General features: G+C 44.4%; 24 protein-coding genes and 1 tRNA gene. All 25 read right to left on the bottom strand.

Features of this window, described 5'->3' with window-relative positions; genetic code table 11:
• Window positions 1-17 precede the first annotated feature (17 nt).
• A complete protein-coding gene (locus DXB00_RS00515; protein ID WP_119214359.1) occupies window positions 18-4,169 on the bottom strand; it encodes a DUF5906 domain-containing protein in 4,152 nt (1,383 codons plus the stop codon).
• A 9-nt stretch (window positions 4,170-4,178) separates the two neighbouring features.
• The gene (locus DXB00_RS00510) at window positions 4,179-4,412 is read right to left on the bottom strand and encodes a hypothetical protein (RefSeq protein WP_119214358.1); all 234 of its coding nucleotides are present in this window, start codon (window positions 4,410-4,412) and stop codon (window positions 4,179-4,181) included.
• Complete coding sequence (locus DXB00_RS00505; RefSeq protein ID WP_009325067.1) at window positions 4,405-4,620, bottom strand: hypothetical protein; 216 nt, start codon at window positions 4,618-4,620, stop codon at window positions 4,405-4,407. Before DXB00_RS00505 ends, DXB00_RS00510 begins: the two co-directional genes overlap by 8 nt.
• A 12-nt stretch (window positions 4,621-4,632) precedes the next feature.
• Window positions 4,633-5,181: a hypothetical protein gene (locus DXB00_RS00500; RefSeq protein ID WP_119214357.1), complete on the bottom strand. Its 549-nt coding sequence runs from the start codon at window positions 5,179-5,181 to the stop codon at window positions 4,633-4,635.
• Window positions 5,182-5,193: 12 nt separating this feature from the next.
• Window positions 5,194-5,802, bottom strand: a complete 609-nt coding sequence (locus DXB00_RS00495; RefSeq protein ID WP_119214356.1) for a hypothetical protein — start codon at window positions 5,800-5,802, stop codon at window positions 5,194-5,196.
• Window positions 5,795-5,962 carry a hypothetical protein gene (locus DXB00_RS00490; RefSeq protein ID WP_009325064.1) on the bottom strand — a complete coding sequence of 56 codons (168 nt, stop codon included), beginning with the start codon at window positions 5,960-5,962 and terminating at the stop codon, window positions 5,795-5,797. Before DXB00_RS00490 ends, DXB00_RS00495 begins: the two co-directional genes overlap by 8 nt.
• Before the next feature lie 107 nt (window positions 5,963-6,069).
• Window positions 6,070-6,633, bottom strand: coding sequence for a cell wall hydrolase (locus DXB00_RS00485; RefSeq protein WP_119214355.1), 564 nt, complete (start codon window positions 6,631-6,633; stop codon window positions 6,070-6,072).
• A 58-nt stretch (window positions 6,634-6,691) separates the two neighbouring features.
• Window positions 6,692-7,609 carry a DUF6353 family protein gene (locus tag DXB00_RS00480; RefSeq protein ID WP_119214354.1) on the bottom strand — a complete coding sequence of 306 codons (918 nt, stop codon included), beginning with the start codon at window positions 7,607-7,609 and terminating at the stop codon, window positions 6,692-6,694.
• A gap of 21 nt (window positions 7,610-7,630) precedes the next feature.
• Complete coding sequence (locus DXB00_RS00475) at window positions 7,631-7,900, bottom strand: DUF6378 domain-containing protein (RefSeq protein ID WP_119214353.1); 270 nt, start codon at window positions 7,898-7,900, stop codon at window positions 7,631-7,633.
• Window positions 7,884-8,114 (bottom strand): hypothetical protein, encoded by a 231-nt coding sequence (locus DXB00_RS00470; protein WP_119214352.1) that lies wholly within the window; start codon window positions 8,112-8,114, stop codon window positions 7,884-7,886. The genes DXB00_RS00475 and DXB00_RS00470 overlap by 17 nt, the downstream gene beginning before the upstream one ends.
• Before the next feature lie 14 nt (window positions 8,115-8,128).
• The gene (locus DXB00_RS00465) at window positions 8,129-8,734 is read right to left on the bottom strand and encodes a hypothetical protein (protein WP_003529469.1); all 606 of its coding nucleotides are present in this window, start codon (window positions 8,732-8,734) and stop codon (window positions 8,129-8,131) included.
• Window positions 8,735-8,750: 16 nt separating this feature from the next.
• Window positions 8,751-8,939: a hypothetical protein gene (locus DXB00_RS00460; protein ID WP_003529467.1), complete on the bottom strand. Its 189-nt coding sequence runs from the start codon at window positions 8,937-8,939 to the stop codon at window positions 8,751-8,753.
• Window positions 8,940-9,029: 90 nt separating this feature from the next.
• On the bottom strand, window positions 9,030-9,284 hold the full coding sequence (locus DXB00_RS00455; protein ID WP_119214351.1) for a hypothetical protein: 255 nt from the start codon (window positions 9,282-9,284) through the stop codon (window positions 9,030-9,032).
• A 77-nt stretch (window positions 9,285-9,361) separates the two neighbouring features.
• Entirely contained in the window at window positions 9,362-10,123 is a 762-nt protein-coding gene (locus DXB00_RS00450; protein ID WP_119214350.1) for a DUF6353 family protein, read from the bottom strand.
• A gap of 342 nt (window positions 10,124-10,465) precedes the next feature.
• The gene (locus tag DXB00_RS16555; protein WP_016407366.1) at window positions 10,466-10,636 is read right to left on the bottom strand and encodes a hypothetical protein; all 171 of its coding nucleotides are present in this window, start codon (window positions 10,634-10,636) and stop codon (window positions 10,466-10,468) included.
• A 52-nt stretch (window positions 10,637-10,688) separates the two neighbouring features.
• The gene (locus DXB00_RS00440) at window positions 10,689-11,513 is read right to left on the bottom strand and encodes a DUF6353 family protein (protein ID WP_119214348.1); all 825 of its coding nucleotides are present in this window, start codon (window positions 11,511-11,513) and stop codon (window positions 10,689-10,691) included.
• Window positions 11,514-11,539: 26 nt separating this feature from the next.
• Entirely contained in the window at window positions 11,540-11,860 is a 321-nt protein-coding gene (locus tag DXB00_RS00435; protein ID WP_119214347.1) for a hypothetical protein, read from the bottom strand.
• Between the two features lie 35 nt (window positions 11,861-11,895).
• Window positions 11,896-11,968 (bottom strand) — tRNA-OTHER (locus DXB00_RS00430).
• Between the two features lie 68 nt (window positions 11,969-12,036).
• On the bottom strand, window positions 12,037-12,252 hold the full coding sequence (locus tag DXB00_RS00425) for a hypothetical protein (protein WP_009325052.1): 216 nt from the start codon (window positions 12,250-12,252) through the stop codon (window positions 12,037-12,039).
• A 92-nt stretch (window positions 12,253-12,344) separates the two neighbouring features.
• Window positions 12,345-12,494, bottom strand: coding sequence for a hypothetical protein (locus DXB00_RS16550; RefSeq protein ID WP_003529451.1), 150 nt, complete (start codon window positions 12,492-12,494; stop codon window positions 12,345-12,347).
• A 491-nt stretch (window positions 12,495-12,985) separates the two neighbouring features.
• Window positions 12,986-13,201: a hypothetical protein gene (locus DXB00_RS00415; RefSeq protein WP_003529440.1), complete on the bottom strand. Its 216-nt coding sequence runs from the start codon at window positions 13,199-13,201 to the stop codon at window positions 12,986-12,988.
• 173 nt (window positions 13,202-13,374) lie between these two features.
• The gene (locus DXB00_RS00410) at window positions 13,375-13,767 is read right to left on the bottom strand and encodes a hypothetical protein (RefSeq protein ID WP_003529438.1); all 393 of its coding nucleotides are present in this window, start codon (window positions 13,765-13,767) and stop codon (window positions 13,375-13,377) included.
• Window positions 13,768-13,812: 45 nt separating this feature from the next.
• Complete coding sequence (locus DXB00_RS00405; protein WP_243107110.1) at window positions 13,813-14,028, bottom strand: hypothetical protein; 216 nt, start codon at window positions 14,026-14,028, stop codon at window positions 13,813-13,815.
• A gap of 168 nt (window positions 14,029-14,196) precedes the next feature.
• Window positions 14,197-14,400, bottom strand: coding sequence for a hypothetical protein (locus DXB00_RS00400; protein WP_003529434.1), 204 nt, complete (start codon window positions 14,398-14,400; stop codon window positions 14,197-14,199).
• A 690-nt stretch (window positions 14,401-15,090) separates the two neighbouring features.
• Window positions 15,091-15,429 (bottom strand): DUF6431 domain-containing protein, encoded by a 339-nt coding sequence (locus tag DXB00_RS00385; protein WP_119214344.1) that lies wholly within the window; start codon window positions 15,427-15,429, stop codon window positions 15,091-15,093.
• Between the last annotated feature and the right edge of the window lie 59 nt (window positions 15,430-15,488).

The following is a 15,488-nucleotide window of genomic DNA, read 5'->3' as shown; positions in this document are numbered from 1 at the left end:
GGCAAGTCCTGCACTCCTCACCTCACATCAAACGGAGTAGTATCCTCTTCATGAGGCTCGCCGGCTCCGAACCACGGAGGTGTGTTATCCGAAACATACGGTTCGTCTGCTGCAAAGCGTTCGAAGTCGCCATAAACAGACAGAGACTTGATTGCTTCATCTACCATGTTGTTGTAATAACCACGGTCAATGTCACCTTGCTTGTCCAGCTGCTTTACCATCTCGGATTCGAGCCATCTGAAGCCCTTAGAACCCGTAGCAGCAGCATAACCCTTTTCGCCTGTCTTCTTGTTTTCAGTCTCGCGAAGCAGGATACCGCCTCCGCAGCCAGGCTTAATCGGGCAGAACTGTCCGACTTTTCCGATGAAGTGGTAGTCGTGACCCTTGGCGATTTCGTCCGTTAGTTCTTCGACACGCTCGCATTCCGTGGGCATCGGCTCAGTCATGCGTTTAGAATCGGTAATCTGTTTCCACAGTTTATCTCTTTCCGCTTCGAGGGCACTTACATCCGGCAGAGCCTCGTTCATGTCAAGATAGAGCGAGGACGTCACAGATTTCGTCTCGCACATGTCCTCGAACTCGATGTTCTCCTTGCTGAAAAGTGTCTTGAAGACATAAGGAATCTGGAACTGAGTGCCAGTCGCCGTCCATGCATACGGATGCTTCTTGTTCTCCTTGCAAATATCTTTTGCGGAGTCGATGTACTTTTTCCCATACAGGTCGCAGCACTTCTCAACCGTAGCATATCGAGCAATATAAACTGCATCGTTCACCAGACACATACGATCATAGGTTGCTTCGTGCTCAAAGTTGTACCCATACAGTTTGCCGTACTCAGTCACAAACTTGATGATCTCAGGCGTTGCGTCCGGAATCTTGATGGAGTCGGTTTTGATGTGCGCTACAGTAAAGCCCTGACTCTGAACAGCGTGCTTGAGATTGACCATAAACAAGGCCCCTCGTTTAGCAACAATGTTATCCTTGTTACGATTATCTCGGAACGGATTTTCAAACCCGGCTGAAGTCAGACCATATACCGAGTTAATTGCAATCTTCAGAGCCTGCGCCAAATCAGCCGCTGCATTTTCGTCAGTCAGGTATTTAGCCAATGCACCGCCCAGCATTTTCTTGGCTTTATCAAAATCCTTATGCTTGATTGCGATACGAGCCTGAAGAATTTCGTTGAACCGCTTTGTGTATTCCGGTCCGAAGAGTTCTTCCGCTACGATACTGCTCGGATGCATGGATGCAATATCCAGCAGAGCAATGTTGCTGTACATGCCGGGTTCAGAATATACATAGCCGCCCTCACCAACTTCTTCGCCTCTGTAGACGGACTTACCGCCCTCGAATGTGTAGCCAGGAAAGATGGGACGATGGTTTTTATCGAACTGTGTGAACTCGTCATAGTCTTCAAGCCCCATTGTAAACGGAAGATCCGCATTAGGGTCGAAGATTTGACTCTCGTCACCCATGAAACGGTAATTGAACTGATCCTGAGGCTTGCGGTTGTTACCAAATATAATTCTGGTAGTCAGCGAGTTCGTTGTATCATTGACGGACATCCCCGCCACATCTGCCAGAATCTGACGAGCCGTGAAGTCTGCTTTACGAGCATTAAAGGTTGCTTCTGTCGCAATGACATCATTGTCACAATACTCGGCGACCTTTGTCCAAAGCTCCTCCGGTACAGGCTTGTCCCAGGGAAGACCAAGTTCCTGATGGTGAATACCCAGTTCAATCTCGAACTTCTTAAGGGACTGCTTCTTACTGGAAAAGTCATACACATCCGTATACGACACATTATAGGCTTCGCCAAAGAAGCAATTTGCGCTGCCGTTGATGATCTTTGTCGAGAGATTATAAAGCTGTTCATTCGTATACCCCATCAACCGGGCGTAGAGAATATGATTATCGTATCTGCGGCAGTTGAAACCAACCAGACGGAATCGCATCAGCTCTTCAATCTCAGTCGGGGTAGGGTTAATCATACGAACCACCGGCTTACCATCGCCCTCGATTTTCCAATTCACCAAGAACAGGTTCGGAAACACCTCAACATCGTAAAACACGAGCTTGGCGTCATCATTTTTTGCTCCTGCTGACTGGTCTGCGGACTTAAACTGCATCTTGTTGACTAACTTAATACAGTAATCCGCCTGATGTGTGCTGCTCGCTGCAAATGCCAAAACAGCATTCCGCATATCCGTCACGTCATAATTGAGTCCGCTTGCATAAGCATCCTTAAGAATTTTGTAAATGAAGTCGATACTGGGCTTTGTTGCCGGATGGTACTCTTTGTTCAGATTTCGCTTGATTTGCGTTCTAAGCCCTTTCTCGCTCTTCACTCCTTCAAAATTTATCACTTGCTTTTTTCCTTTCAGTGGTAAACCCGAGTTGATCGTTGCGATAGGCAAGTCATTACACTTTGTCAGCTTTCTGCGCAGCGAGCTCTTACCGGTGAAGACTTTCACTTCAATATGATCGTCATACACTCGGCTGAGCTTGCTGACATCACCGGCATAAATATAATGAAGGTGGATGCCCTGACCGCTTTTACTGAGTTCAGCATAGGTCGGCGGCCATTTACTCGCTTCTTTGAGATTCAGTTCATACGACTTATTGCCGTCCTTATCCTGAATATCAAAGTCGATAACAATGTGGTTCTCCGGAACTTTCACATAATGCAATCTTGATGTAGACAAGTCGCTTAGCTTAGTTGAAACTTCATCCCATTTGGAAGTTGGTGTCTCTTTAGCCGAAGCATACTGAGCAGGACAATCTGCGCATTCTCTATCGAAGACCGATTTCTGTTTTAAGAATTCGATCAGTTTATGCTCAGGCTCGTCTTGCTCGGTAAGTGTCTTATCCTCGAATTTCTCGGTTCGAAAGCCAATGTAATAGCTTCGCACACGAGTTCCGTCATCGAGATTGAATCTCTCCTTATAATCCCGGAAGTAGTTTTTAAGTTCCTCCTTAAATATCCTCTGAGAGAATGGGAAGGTGACTTTTGCCTCATCGCAATAGGTTTTATACATCTCCCACGAGGCTTTGAGAGTTGTCCCGTCTTCTTTTTTGAAGACATGGTAAGAATCAATAATGAAGTTATAGAAATCATTAGATGCACCGAGCATCGTCACGGGAATATAATCATCGTATCTGCCCGGATTCTCCAGATAGACTTCCTGACAATGATAAGCAATCGCACCGAGCTCAAATTCGATCTGCTTTGTCACCGCCTTGTATTCCTTGGGACTCAATTTATTTCCGGAAGGGGATACATCGATCAATCGTCTGATGAGACCTGACTTTGCGTCCGTAATCTTGACCGGTTTATTGGTGCCCATAAACAGGAAGCACTTGAAGCGGTTTGCATAGGTCGATTTGAACTTTTCGTTTACTGTCATCAGTTCGTGAGAAACCAAACTGTTCAGTCGGGTGTTATCCTCAATACGAGACAGATCACCATCATGCTGAATCGCCACAAGTGGGTTTGTCTTAAATGCCTCCAGCGCAAAGGAGTTACTGGATGAACCCAGTGCCTTAGCATCAAAGACCGAGTAATATCCTTCAAAGAGTTGCTGAACAATATTCAGAACTGTAGACTTACCCGTACCTGCTGCACCGTACAGAACCATAAATTTCTGCAATTTTTTCGACTCTCCACAGACAATAGAACCAATAGCCCATTCAATTTTCGTTCGCTCTTCTTCAGAGTAAATTGTGGACATCAGCTTATTCCATGCATCCGTGGTCCCTTCCTCAAGGGGGTAGTTCAGCCGCTTACTTGCATAGTCTTTTTTGTTCGTCGGAGTATTGGAGAATATAAGTTTCTCATCAAGCATGTGGAAAGAGTCTCGCATCTGCTTTTGACAGTATTTGTGCCACGAATCGATCATTCCGGATTCGGAATCCCACATGTGCAGAACTTTAATACTTGAATCAAAGTTTTTGCGGTTTTCCTCTGCATACTTGTCAAGTTCCCGGTCAATAAGCTGGAGCGCATCTTGCTCATCCGTAGACCATAAACCTCGGTCTTCTAACCAAATGGCATAGAAGTCACCGCCTCTAATCATCAGGTCGGAGCTTTTCTTAATGATAAACTTCGGATAGATTTCTATTACACCACGCTTCGTACTACGGGTCGAAATCATTAAAAAGTCGATCATCGAAGTTCTTTAGTCTCCTTCCGTTTTTCTAAGCTCCTTGATTTCGTTTTTAAGGTTCCCGATCTCGTCACGCATACTGCGAATCTCCAAGTCCTGGATAAGCATGTGCACAGTCATAACCGTGGCGACCATGACGGTGCTGCAATTGAAAGACCTCTGTTTTCTGAGCGTCTTAGCAAACACACGCATCGCAGTTTCGGAGCAGCGAAGACTTCCGAAAATATAACGAATCATTTCATCCATGTTTCTTTTCTCCTTTCATGTCGGCAAGAAATTGATCGATCGTTTCAAACTTCCAAGCCTTCGGCTCTCTCAACGAAAATATAAATTCCTGTCCATTGGTTTTGCGAATTCGAATGCTGTTTTTACCATTTGGGAAGTATTCTTTTACCTCCTTTGCCTGGTCGGGTAAGCATGTCTGAAAAAACCCGTACACTTGCGTATGAATCATGGTAATTCTCCTTCATAGGATGCTGTCCAAATACCAATTCATCTGCCACCAAATTTCAACAGTTCTCATGTCATACTTGCAGCGTTCGACGGTAAACAAACCGCCTTCGCCATTTCGCTTATATTTGCGGTTCATAAATCGAGATATTACATCGTCCGTATACGCCGCATCAAATCGAGAATCACTCATCGACCCTAAACCCAGACTAACAATCATGTTCCAGAACCACTGTCCCATGCGGTTACCGATATCCGGGTCGGTCATAATATGTTCTTCGCAACGAAACGCTAAGGCAATAAGCATCTCCAATACACTGCAAGGGCGGTTATCCAGATAACTGGCAATCATAAGACCCTCGTATTCTTTTTCATAACCAAAACGATACCGGAGGTCTATCCCATCTTCTGCTCGATTTCCGTCCATCGGCAGCATATATTGAAAATCAATATTATGCAGATGACGAAGAAGCTTCTGATAAGACAGCCTCCGGCTATATCGTTCGTTACATACGAGCTGACACATCCACTCAAAATATTCATTGTTCAGCTCAATTTCAGTCATTCAATCCTCCTATTAGTAGTTGGAGCCTTCAGCCACATCGGAGAAAGAGCGATTGTCTCTGAGAATTTCATAATCGCATCTCAGACGGTCGTTACGAATAAAGACCGAATCGTCCTCATACTCTCCGAAATGTTCAGCAAAGTCCTCGCCAACAGTGTCCTCAATATCCTCGACGACTTCATCTTCATCGTCGGCAAGGACTTCGTCACCTGCATAATAGACCAGACTGATCTGCGTGTAATTGTCATTCTCACCATAATTGTCCGGAGAGATGACATAAGGTTCATTGGGCATAGGATCATCCTTTTTTTCTTCAGTATTTTTCTTGCTGTGCTCCGTGTAATTGGTATAGCCCTCTTCCTGAAGCTTAGCGGCATAATTCACCAGGTCGGGTTTCAGCTTGGCAATATCTGCCTTATGCTGATTTTCCTCCTGCTTTTCATTGCTCTTTTCATTCTTGGCGATATTAGTGTTTACGGGCTTTTTTTCGGCAAATGCCGCTTTCACAGAATCGATCTCTTCCTGTGCAATCTGCTCGTAATACCGTCTAAGACAAAGCCATGTTGCTGCGGCGCCTACCGTGGCTCCAGCCAGAAACATAGCGAAACCGGTTTTACTCATCTTCGTATTCCTCCTCGTCAGTTTGAATTGTAACAACAGTAATGGCGAGACCTCCGAACAGCAATGCTGCACTCAGAAGAATCCCGCCAGTAATGTGTCTTTTCCGCCGACTGTCCAACATGGCATCGACGGTTGAGATGAAGTCATCCAGAATATCCATTATTTACTCCTTTCCACCGGAGAGAACAGCAATGCCTCCTACGAGGCAAAGCCCTGCCATAGTGGAAAGAATGTACGAAAACAAAGCTTTCATTTTATGTTCTCCTTTCAGTCATAACTCGAAAAGTAGTGACAACACTCCTGAAACAAAGGCTCACCATACTTGCTGTATCCTCCGGCCATGAAGAACACACAATCGTAATTTGTCCGTTCCAAAAGTTCTTCTTTTACCAACTCAACAATCTCAGGCATGACATAACAACGATCAATCCTGCTGTTCCACATCACACTGAACTGATTGGGTTGATAAATAACATCGTACACAGTATCCGGGAAAGATGGATGGTCAATACGGTTAAGAATTGTATCAATGACCAAGCGTTTTCCCAGTTCTGTTTCTCCTTCAGCTTCACCCATGGTTACGAGTGCTATGAGGTCGATTTCTTCTTGTGTAAGAGGATAGTCCGGCTCATTCTTCACTTCAGGTGTTAAGTTAGGAGATTCCATCAGAAGATCCGCTATAATCACTGGCTCTGCCTCCGCAAGAACCGGATAAGATTGCTTGATCTCCGATGTTTCTTTATCTGTAGAGCGAACCACACCGCATACTGCAAAACCAACAAAGAATATCATGCAGAGAACGGCGGCTATCGCTCGTGGTTTGATGCGCATTATTAAAACTCCTTTACATTAAAAATATCACCCCCAGTCCAAGTCTGAAGGTGGTTGATTACATCTTTTCCCAGATGTTACCCTCAACATTGAAGTCGAGCAGAAGCGCCGGCTCATGACGACCATCCTCGGTCTCACGCTCTACCTCAACGATGCGGAAATTAACATAGCCGTCCGGACCATCCTTTGTCCAACCGACAATCTGACCAGCAGGGGTACGAGGAAGATCCAGATCGTCCAGAACCTCATTCAGGAAGAGGTGACCACGGGTCTGAAGCTTGTCGTTTGCAAATGCCTGCTGTGCCTTGAGGAACATGCGGTTGTAATCGGGATTGGTTTCGTAGTTGCGGCTCTTGCTGTCGAAATATACAGCATAATCGCTCTGGAGATTAGGGTCAGCGACCATCACAGTCTTCTTGACCTTCTTCTCCTTACCGGTCTCGGGATCAACTTCGATCTCCTCGAACTTCTTCGCTTTGATGCCATATTTCAGTTCAGTGTCGACCTGCTCACCGAAACGCTCGATGACCCGACCACGATACTCCTTGAAGCTCTTATCGATTGCAGCATAAGCCGCCCCGAGAGCAACATTGCGCTTGCGAAGAATATTGTTGGATGCCAGAATGCTGGTAATGGACAGCGTGCCAAGAATGATGGCGGGGCCATAAAGCTTTGCAAGCTTCATTCCTGTCTGAGCATAGACCACAACCGTGTCCTTCTTGCCGTCCTCAGTCGTATACTCCTGACCGTTGATTGCACCAGTTTCCATTCCATCATGGATAGTATCAAGAGTATCCTTAGTTTCATCGAGAATCTCTGCCACCTTAGTGGTAGCCTTGCAGGCGAGGACGGCACTTACGACCGTACCGGCAATACCAGCCACAACGAGAATCTCAGGGCTGTGTTTCTTGAGCTTCATAACGGTCTTGGAAGCCACGCCGTTCACGCTCTTCATGATTTCAGTCTTATTTTTCATGTTTATAAAATCTCCTTTTCGTTATTTGTTGGAATTGATTTCTGCACCACAGGCAGCATAACCCGCTAAATCGACATAGCTGTCGTCCGTAGCCGTGCCTGTCCGGATTCGTGCAATCTTAAGAAGTGCCATCATCATGGCAACATCATTTGCAGTGAATTCAATGCCTTTATAGACGCTCCAAAAGCCAGCAATAGCGGCGAAATTATCTTCCGGAGAGCCGTATTCATTCTCTCTCTGCCCGCATACACAAGCCTTTGCTTTATCAAGAGTCTCAGATCTGTTCATCATCTTCATCCTCCTTGACAAACGAAATATAATCACGCTTACGCTCTTTTGCGATTACCTGACAACCACACATCGGGCAGTCAAATGCATCATACAGGCATTCTTCAGCAGTAGAGCCAAAGGCAACTGCCAGCCCAGTTTTTCCGTTATCACGAGCAAGATAATGTCTCTCGATAACGGCATTGAATTTAGTGCCACAAATTTTACATTCAAGCATTATTTTTTCTCCTTTCAATTCAGCGGGATTGCACGAGGCAGTTTCAGAATATAACCGTCTCGAACCCGTACCGCAGTTGCACCGCCAATATTTGTCCAACCATAGCGGTTCATAGTAAAGTTATCATTGGGAACACGAGCGAGATCATAGAAATCGGATACACTCACCGTTCCATACTGACTGATGATATCGTTCATTGCATCGAGAACCGCTTCCGCATCTCCACGGGTATCGAAGAGAATATCATCATAATCAGGTGTATTGCGTCTGTTGCCAACGGAACCTGCACGCACTCTGTCTGTGCCTTGATCGTAGTAGTTCCGATAAGACACCTTAGATGCCGTTCCGTTTTTCTTGCTGCGACCTGCCTCGCCGTACAGAATCATGTCGATACCGGTAGTGACAATGTCAGAAATCGCTTTCTTGACAGCAGGCACAATGACCTCCATCAAAATATAAGATTTGACATTGTTTGCATCTTCTGCAATAAAGACATCTGCGAATTTTTGCATCTCGCCTTTTTTTCGAGTTTTTGCAGCCCCGGTAATAACCGCCTCAACTTTCTTTTCTGACTGCTGCTCCTGACGAGCTTTATCAGAATTAGACTTGTAATCTTCCACTGGGTGATCTCCTTTCTTATGCCGGAATCAGCTTACCGGGCAGAGTAATTTTTGTGTTCGGCATCAAGCCGTTTTCTTTTTTATATCGATAGGCGAGATTGCTCTTCGCTTTCGCTTCCGTCGGAGCAACAGTAGTTGCTTTCCAGCGATGTTGTACGCAATCATCGAATCGCATAACAGGACCGTCGTATTGATACTGCTGCATATTTTTTCCTCCTTTCGAGAGATAAAGAAAAAAGGGAAAGCACCTTGTTACAGGTACTCTCCCTTATCCGAACTTCTCAAATTCGCATTTTTAGTTGTCTTCAGTGGCAACATCAGATTCTTCCAAGATAACCGTATTCTCCTCAGCAGCCATCTTCTTCTGCTCGATCTGGGCTTTGATGTTTGCGATCACCGGCTTTGCTACATACTTGTAGACGACCACGCCTACAACTACGCTCAAGCCGATACCCGCAGCAATCTTTACGCCCTTGCTCAAACCAGCGTTCTCGATAACCTCTTCGGTAGCTTCAACGACCTCGTTGTTCATAATCTCATTGTTGTTCATTGTGAAATCTCCTTTCAAATGTGTGAAATTGTGGAATGTTCTTCCATTAAATAAGTTGTAAATTTCGCGCGGCAAATTTACTGATAGTCGTAAACTGGTGCTACCTGATAGTCGATCACCAGGCAAGGGGTGCCATTTGCATCCAGCTGGGACGAGAAAGCAAGGTCAATGTAACCCTTATCAATGTTCCATCCGAGCATATCGCCCATCTTGGTTCCGTCTAAACCGAGTTCATAGTAGAAATCGTTTAGTGTGACATACATTTCGTCACGCATCTGCCGATTCAGTTCATTCATGACCCTGGTAATCTTATCCCTGTCAGACTTGAAATATCGGCCGGACAAGACATCATAACAGATTGTGTTGCCGCCGTTTTCAGTGAGAATCACTTCTCGAACAGGATTCTTTATCATCTTGTCTTTCGACACAGAGTCTCGAATGGACTGTTCTTTTTTCTCACCAATTGTCTCAACAACTTTTTCCTGATACTCCTTCAAAGTAGACTCTGAGAGGGTATATGCCGTTGCCAGAGCAGCATTTCGACGAAGATTAGTCGAGCTTGCCCCAATCAGGCAGAAGACAGAGATGGAACCTACAACGGCAGCTGGAATATAACAAGGCCAAGCCGTCTTGATGATGTCCTTCGGCTCAAGCTTGTCCGTATCCAGCTCGTCTTTTTTCTCTTCAAGCAGAATCAGAGCTTTGGGAGTTGCTTTTACCGCCATAACAGTGGTGGTAATCATACCGGCAATTCCAATACCGGTGAGAATTTCAGGACTATGTTTTTTCATTGCCGTCCGTACACCTTTGGCAATGCTTGCTAAACTTTGTTTAGGCATGGTTTTCTCCTTTCGGTTAAACAAATAGTAGACTTAATTCTTCAGCTGTTTCGACTGCACTCTGAAATATAAAGCTACGCTGCTCGTCCTCGCCGTAACAAGCATACATAGCCATCTCGAACATGAAATTTTCGATGACGGTGATTGGATCATCAAAAGGCTTGTCCAAGATTCGATGACAGATTTCATATGCAGCCCATTGCTGATATGACCTTTTTCTGAATTCATACTTTGGCCATGTGAAGGATGGACTGAACAGATGCTCACCAACATATCGTTGGATAATCGAAACAGCCGTGCTTGCATCACACATATCGTTCGGATAAAGAGGAAGAGCCCTTGTTAGGACTCCTCGTCTTCTTCATCGCTAAGTGCGGCAAGCTTCTCATTGATGCGTTCATCAATTTTTTCTTCCATCTTCTTCTCGTTCACCCAGTCAGTGAGGAGCGTAGCCCCCATACCTACTGCGGTAGCGACAAGACCCAGGATTTTAACCAATTTTGCATTATTCATAAAGCGAAACCTCCTTTTCGTTTTCATAAAGTGAAATGTATTTTTTGCGAACTTACAGATCTTCCATCCACTCAGCTGTAGGCTCAAAAACCATGTCGATAACATATATCTCCATGCCGTCATCCAAAGTGAGTCGGTGATGGTTAAAGTCGATCCAATAAATATCGCCATTACAGCTTGACCATCCTACGGCATCTCCGAGTTCCGTCTTTTCAAGTCCGAGAAACTCGTAAAAATCATTTAGAGGAATAACACCTGCAAACATGAAATTGCGGTTCAGATGGTACTCAGCCTGAATGACCTTCTCGATGGTCGACTCAAAATATCTTTGTGAAAAGCTATCGTAGAAAGTGCGGGAGACTTCTGGCTCCATGCTTTCACCAAAATCGAGAGAAGAATCGTACCAACCTCCATTAGCAGAGATACTGATGTCCTTGCACTTTTCTTTGGCGATAGAATCTACGATAGCATTATGAGCTTCCTCACCATAGAGCTCTTTCAGCTTGTCCTTATACTCCTTATAAGAACTTTGGACAAGCGCATATGCACTTGTTAGTGCTGCCTGTTGACGTCGGTTTAGTGCATTAGCGCCCATAATGCAAGCGATAGTAGAAGCCCCAAATGCTACCGCCGGAATATAACATTTCCATGCAGCGATGAACGCCTCTTTCTTGGTGTACGCATATGGATCGCCATCATGCTTTTTGCGACTGTCTGCGTAAACTAACGCTACTGCTCGTGGGGTCGCTTTGGCTGCTGCAATTGCCGTGACTACCACGCCGGCTGATGCTACACAAGACAATGCAACAGGTGAGTATTTCCTGATACAAAGCCCTGACTTATGCAGCAACTTTTGAATTGCTTGGTTCTTACTCATGTCTTTTCTCCTTTCATGTTTTTTTGTTATTCCATAGCCCTTAGTAGGTCTAAAATGTTCGCTGCCATTTCACTGGCAGATCGAAACATAAGACTCGTGTTTGGATTCACCCTCGCATACTTAGCGGTCTTCATCATAAATTCATGCGTGAGCTTACAGAATTCATCAATAGACCCTTCTCTTCGAGGGTAAATCTGTTCGGCGATAAAATCTCTGAGCTCGTCGACAGCCCATTGTGAGTAACTCGCTTTTTTATAATCTTCAGTCCATTTACCAAACAAAGGCGGCAGCCAAGCGTCCATGCGGTACATGTCATACAAGATTAAATCAAGCTGATCGATGCTCATGTCTTTTCTCCTTTCATGCGAAAATAAAAAGCAAGAGAGACTGTATCGGATTCGAACCGACGACCTCCACGGAAGTGTGGCGCTCTACCAACTGAGCTAACCCGTCTCTCATAATAAGACTTGTAAATTTCGCGCGGCAAAAGAAAAGAGCCGTTGTTAGCAGCTCCTTTCAGATTTTACAAACCAATACTTTTCAGGATTTTAGTAAGTTCATCTTTCTCAAGATCGGCATCTATATCCAGATGAACATGCGTCTTTCCGTCAACGACTGTGGCTTTTACCTCATTCAAATTCAGTTTTACATCATAACCAAATTTCTTTCGGATTGCCAAACTCGCCAATTTCGAGATAATGCTCGTAGTGAATTTAGAACCAATTTTCATTTCGTCCATGCTCCTTTTACTCCTTTCGAATAGCATCGTTTTCCACAATAGGGGTTGTAATTTTGGCGAAAAGAAAAGAGCCGTTGTTGGCGGCTCAATCCTCAATAAATCCAGTTTTCTTTTGCAAAGAACAACGGTATTGCGATAAACGCAAAGAATACTAATGCTGTTGCATCTTTGTCGATAAGTACCGGTAAGTACCCACAAATAAGTAATACTACAGCATATAGCTTGTTCTTTAGTGTTTTCATAATCCATGTCTCCCTTCAAAATTCAATAGTTTTTCATAAAGGGAGATGCGTTTTTTGCGCTTAGATATCCCGTCTATCGAATACGGTTTCCCATCGTTCTTTCTGAATAGGCTTCATTTTTAATGCCCACATAATTTGGCGAACCGTTACAGTAGGGTATAGTCCGTCCGTACAAGTCCCAGCCCTCATTTCAAAGTATTCTCGAAAATCAGGGTGCAAATATAAAGCGTCAGTAATCCAAGGGTCAACTTCGCTCCACCATGTACTTTTCGTCTCGGAGTCAAATCGTTGCTGAATTACTGCTAAACCTCTTTCTTCAATTCTGTAGAGAGTGCAGCTATTGTAAACCGGATGCTCACAAATATAACGCTCGCCATACAAGGTCAAGTAAATTTCCGGTTTGTCAAAATGGTATCGCATATCCATCACCTATAAAAAGAAAAGAGAAAGAGCCCTCGTCAGGACTCCTTCCCCTTTGCTAATAGTCTTAATTAGTCGTCGCAGATCTGATCTCTGGTCGGATATAGAGCATCATATTCTTCATCGTTCTCCATACCGTAATGCTCTAAATCGACGGAGTGACCGCAAGCCGGGCATACTAAAGTATCTTCCCACTCGTCTTCAAATTCCATAAGTCCTCCGCATTCACTGCAAATATACCGTCCAGTAAGTAAACCGTCTCTCTGCGCGTCGTTAAAAAAGCTCATTGCAAATTACCTCCTTGATATTGTGTGGCACTATTAAGTATAGCGGCCATCAGTATTTTATCAAGAGATAAAAAGCACTTTTACATCTCTCACAATAGCCCTTGTAAATTTCGAGCAGGAGAAAAACGAAGAGAACGTGTTGTATGCACGAACTCTCCGCTTTTGGAACCGGTTTATTTCTTAGTCGGTCTGAATCGACTGAATAAACCTCTGAATGTCTGAGAGGTGAAAGTTCCGTCCTGTTCGAACTTAAAACCTCGTCTCATCCAAACGCCGTAGAACATCAACGGCAGCACCAGCTCAGCGGCAGCCATACCAAATCTGAAGTATCGATCTTTGACAGACTCTGCCATTTGAGCCGTCTTGGACTCTTGATCGATTTCACGATTCTCGATCTTGTCCAGACGCTCATAGGTGTTCTTGTCCTCTTCGAGCTTCAGTTTGTACAGCTTCGTCAAGCTATCCACTGCTGTGGTATGCTCCTGACTTCCGGATTCGAGAGATCCCAAGCGTTTAATTTCGGCTTTGATCTCCTCTTCCAACAAACTTCTGTTTTCTTCACCCATATTCGTTTCTCCTTTCGTTTTAATAGGGTTCCATAAAAGGAAGTGTTATTTGTGCGGAATAAAGTCTTCACGCTTCACTTCTAATAGGACAGTTCTTTGAGCTATAATTTCATTAACGCTCTTTTTCAGTTCAAGAAAAAGATAGGGTCCGTCCGGATCAGACTTGTCAATACGCAAAAAACCAACTGGATGCTTTCGGCGAATGATAGATGAGACGGCAAACCCAATCATAATTCCGATAACTACATAGACAACTTCCACGGTGATCTCCTTTCAAATTGTTTTTCAAAAATTTCAACCCGGGGATTTTTCCAGATACTAATTTAACACATATACCTGTCACCTCCATCCGGGTTTTAATCTAAGTTAGAAAAAAGAAAGAGCCAATGCTATAGTGCATCAGCTCTCACTTCTCCATAAAGGACACTGTTATTCTTGCGAACCCTCGTAGACGATCTTCTTCCGTAAGTCAGACCAGGTTATATATCGGTCTTTACGGCATACGGGGCAATAGAACTTGCTTACTTTGCCTCCGATGTCTGTCAGCTCACTGCTGTCGGCTTCAAGCCTACTCTGGCAATTCGGGCAGTTGAAGCGATAGACTTTTTTCACTGCAATATCTACAATCTTCATTACTGTCTCTCCTTACTAAGCAGCCAGAAAAACCGTCTGTACAAGTCGTAATAAACATCCTTGCAACATGGGATGCCGGTTCTGGCTTTCAAATGGTCGTATGAAATACCCTCCGTTATAGCTTCCAAAATATAACATGAAAGCTCTTCGTCCGTTTCTTTTGCAACCTGTTCCACCATCTTCATACGGTCGGCATAGTACAGCCTCTCACCAATATGCTTGGTAACGGGATCACTAACAACATTCGTTTTACAGGGCGGAACTAATTGCGGCCATGAACCCGGATAGTCTATCAACGAATTGTACGCATGACGCCATAGCGGATACTGTAAGCAGAAATGCTTCAATTCGTAATAGCGGTGTTTCTCGATCCAGTAACGATTAGTTTCGGAAAGTTCCGGTCGTATCAATGTACTCATACGCGTTCACCCCTCCATATATAGCCGGTCTCCTGCCAGAGGAGCTTAGGCGAAATATAAAAGTTGATGCGTCCATACTTAGAGTTCATTTCCTCTAAATTCGTAACGAGTTTTCCACTCCGAGTAGCTTTTCCGATCGGTAGCCACCCAGATACGATGCCGGCTCGAATCCAGGATGCGTCTTTCCCGTAGACTCGTGCTGCAACTGCCACCGGGACAGACCCAGATGCAAATATAATTTCTTCCATTGGCGTTTGCCTCCTTTCAACCGCTATTTTAGGTTAGGAACGGCTTTTAGTAAAAACAACCTCGGTGGAAACAAGCGCCAGCGAATCATCGTCATTTCACAAGGATAATCTTCAAAACCCAAAGTCTCACAAGTAATAAGACCTTCAAGCACGCCGATAATAATATCTGCTTCATACTGTTTATACGGAAATATAAAGTCAGGAAGCTCCCGATGAACTGCATGACATTTACAGCACCGAAGTCTTCTGATAGCTACCCATTTTTTGTTGCCGAATTTCGTCCGTACCAATCTTTGAACATGATCGTAGTATTTAAGCTGCCCTCCGCACTTTGGGCAGATTGATTGGTTATCACTAATCATATATGCTTTCTCTTTTCTCTGATTAAAAAGTTTGAATGTAGGAGTTGACATTCCTACAC

The sequence above is a fragment of the Butyricicoccus sp. OF10-2 genome, from assembly GCF_003481925.1.
GTDB classification, from domain to species: Bacteria; Bacillota; Clostridia; order Oscillospirales; family Butyricicoccaceae; genus Agathobaculum; species Agathobaculum butyriciproducens.
The sequence above is the reverse complement of the archived record's forward strand: the minus strand, read 5'-3'. Positions and strand labels throughout refer to the sequence as shown.

Excerpts from the sequence above, each read along its gene's own strand:
- DXB00_RS00435 (WP_119214347.1), bottom strand. The coding sequence starts at position 11,860 with ATGAGCATCGATCAGCTTGATTTAATCTTGTATGACATGTACCGCATG.
- DXB00_RS00415 (WP_003529440.1), bottom strand. The coding sequence starts at position 13,201 with ATGAGCTTTTTTAACGACGCGCAGAGAGACGGTTTACTTACTGGACGG.
- DXB00_RS00400 (WP_003529434.1), bottom strand. The coding sequence starts at position 14,400 with ATGAAGATTGTAGATATTGCAGTGAAAAAAGTCTATCGCTTCAACTGC.
- DXB00_RS00410 (WP_003529438.1), bottom strand. The coding sequence starts at position 13,767 with ATGGGTGAAGAAAACAGAAGTTTGTTGGAAGAGGAGATCAAAGCCGAA.
- DXB00_RS00470 (WP_119214352.1), bottom strand. The coding sequence starts at position 8,114 with ATGCTTGAATGTAAAATTTGTGGCACTAAATTCAATGCCGTTATCGAG.
- DXB00_RS00480 (WP_119214354.1), bottom strand. The coding sequence starts at position 7,609 with ATGAAAAATAAGACTGAAATCATGAAGAGCGTGAACGGCGTGGCTTCC.
- DXB00_RS16555 (WP_016407366.1), bottom strand. The coding sequence starts at position 10,636 with ATGAATAATGCAAAATTGGTTAAAATCCTGGGTCTTGTCGCTACCGCA.
- DXB00_RS16550 (WP_003529451.1), bottom strand. The coding sequence starts at position 12,494 with ATGAAAACACTAAAGAACAAGCTATATGCTGTAGTATTACTTATTTGT.
- DXB00_RS00425 (WP_009325052.1), bottom strand. The coding sequence starts at position 12,252 with ATGGACGAAATGAAAATTGGTTCTAAATTCACTACGAGCATTATCTCG.
- DXB00_RS00500 (WP_119214357.1), bottom strand. The coding sequence starts at position 5,181 with ATGACTGAAATTGAGCTGAACAATGAATATTTTGAGTGGATGTGTCAG.
- DXB00_RS00490 (WP_009325064.1), bottom strand. The coding sequence starts at position 5,962 with ATGGATATTCTGGATGACTTCATCTCAACCGTCGATGCCATGTTGGAC.
- DXB00_RS00385 (WP_119214344.1), bottom strand. The coding sequence starts at position 15,429 with ATGATTAGTGATAACCAATCAATCTGCCCAAAGTGCGGAGGGCAGCTT.
- DXB00_RS00475 (WP_119214353.1), bottom strand. The coding sequence starts at position 7,900 with ATGATGAACAGATCTGAGACTCTTGATAAAGCAAAGGCTTGTGTATGC.
- DXB00_RS00450 (WP_119214350.1), bottom strand. The coding sequence starts at position 10,123 with ATGCCTAAACAAAGTTTAGCAAGCATTGCCAAAGGTGTACGGACGGCA.
- DXB00_RS00455 (WP_119214351.1), bottom strand. The coding sequence starts at position 9,284 with ATGAACAACAATGAGATTATGAACAACGAGGTCGTTGAAGCTACCGAA.
- DXB00_RS00460 (WP_003529467.1), bottom strand. The coding sequence starts at position 8,939 with ATGCAGCAGTATCAATACGACGGTCCTGTTATGCGATTCGATGATTGC.
- DXB00_RS00505 (WP_009325067.1), bottom strand. The coding sequence starts at position 4,620 with ATGATTCATACGCAAGTGTACGGGTTTTTTCAGACATGCTTACCCGAC.
- DXB00_RS00510 (WP_119214358.1), bottom strand. The coding sequence starts at position 4,412 with ATGGATGAAATGATTCGTTATATTTTCGGAAGTCTTCGCTGCTCCGAA.
- DXB00_RS00485 (WP_119214355.1), bottom strand. The coding sequence starts at position 6,633 with ATGCGCATCAAACCACGAGCGATAGCCGCCGTTCTCTGCATGATATTC.
- DXB00_RS00515 (WP_119214359.1), bottom strand. The coding sequence starts at position 4,169 with ATGATCGACTTTTTAATGATTTCGACCCGTAGTACGAAGCGTGGTGTA.
- DXB00_RS00495 (WP_119214356.1), bottom strand. The coding sequence starts at position 5,802 with ATGAGTAAAACCGGTTTCGCTATGTTTCTGGCTGGAGCCACGGTAGGC.
- DXB00_RS00440 (WP_119214348.1), bottom strand. The coding sequence starts at position 11,513 with ATGAGTAAGAACCAAGCAATTCAAAAGTTGCTGCATAAGTCAGGGCTT.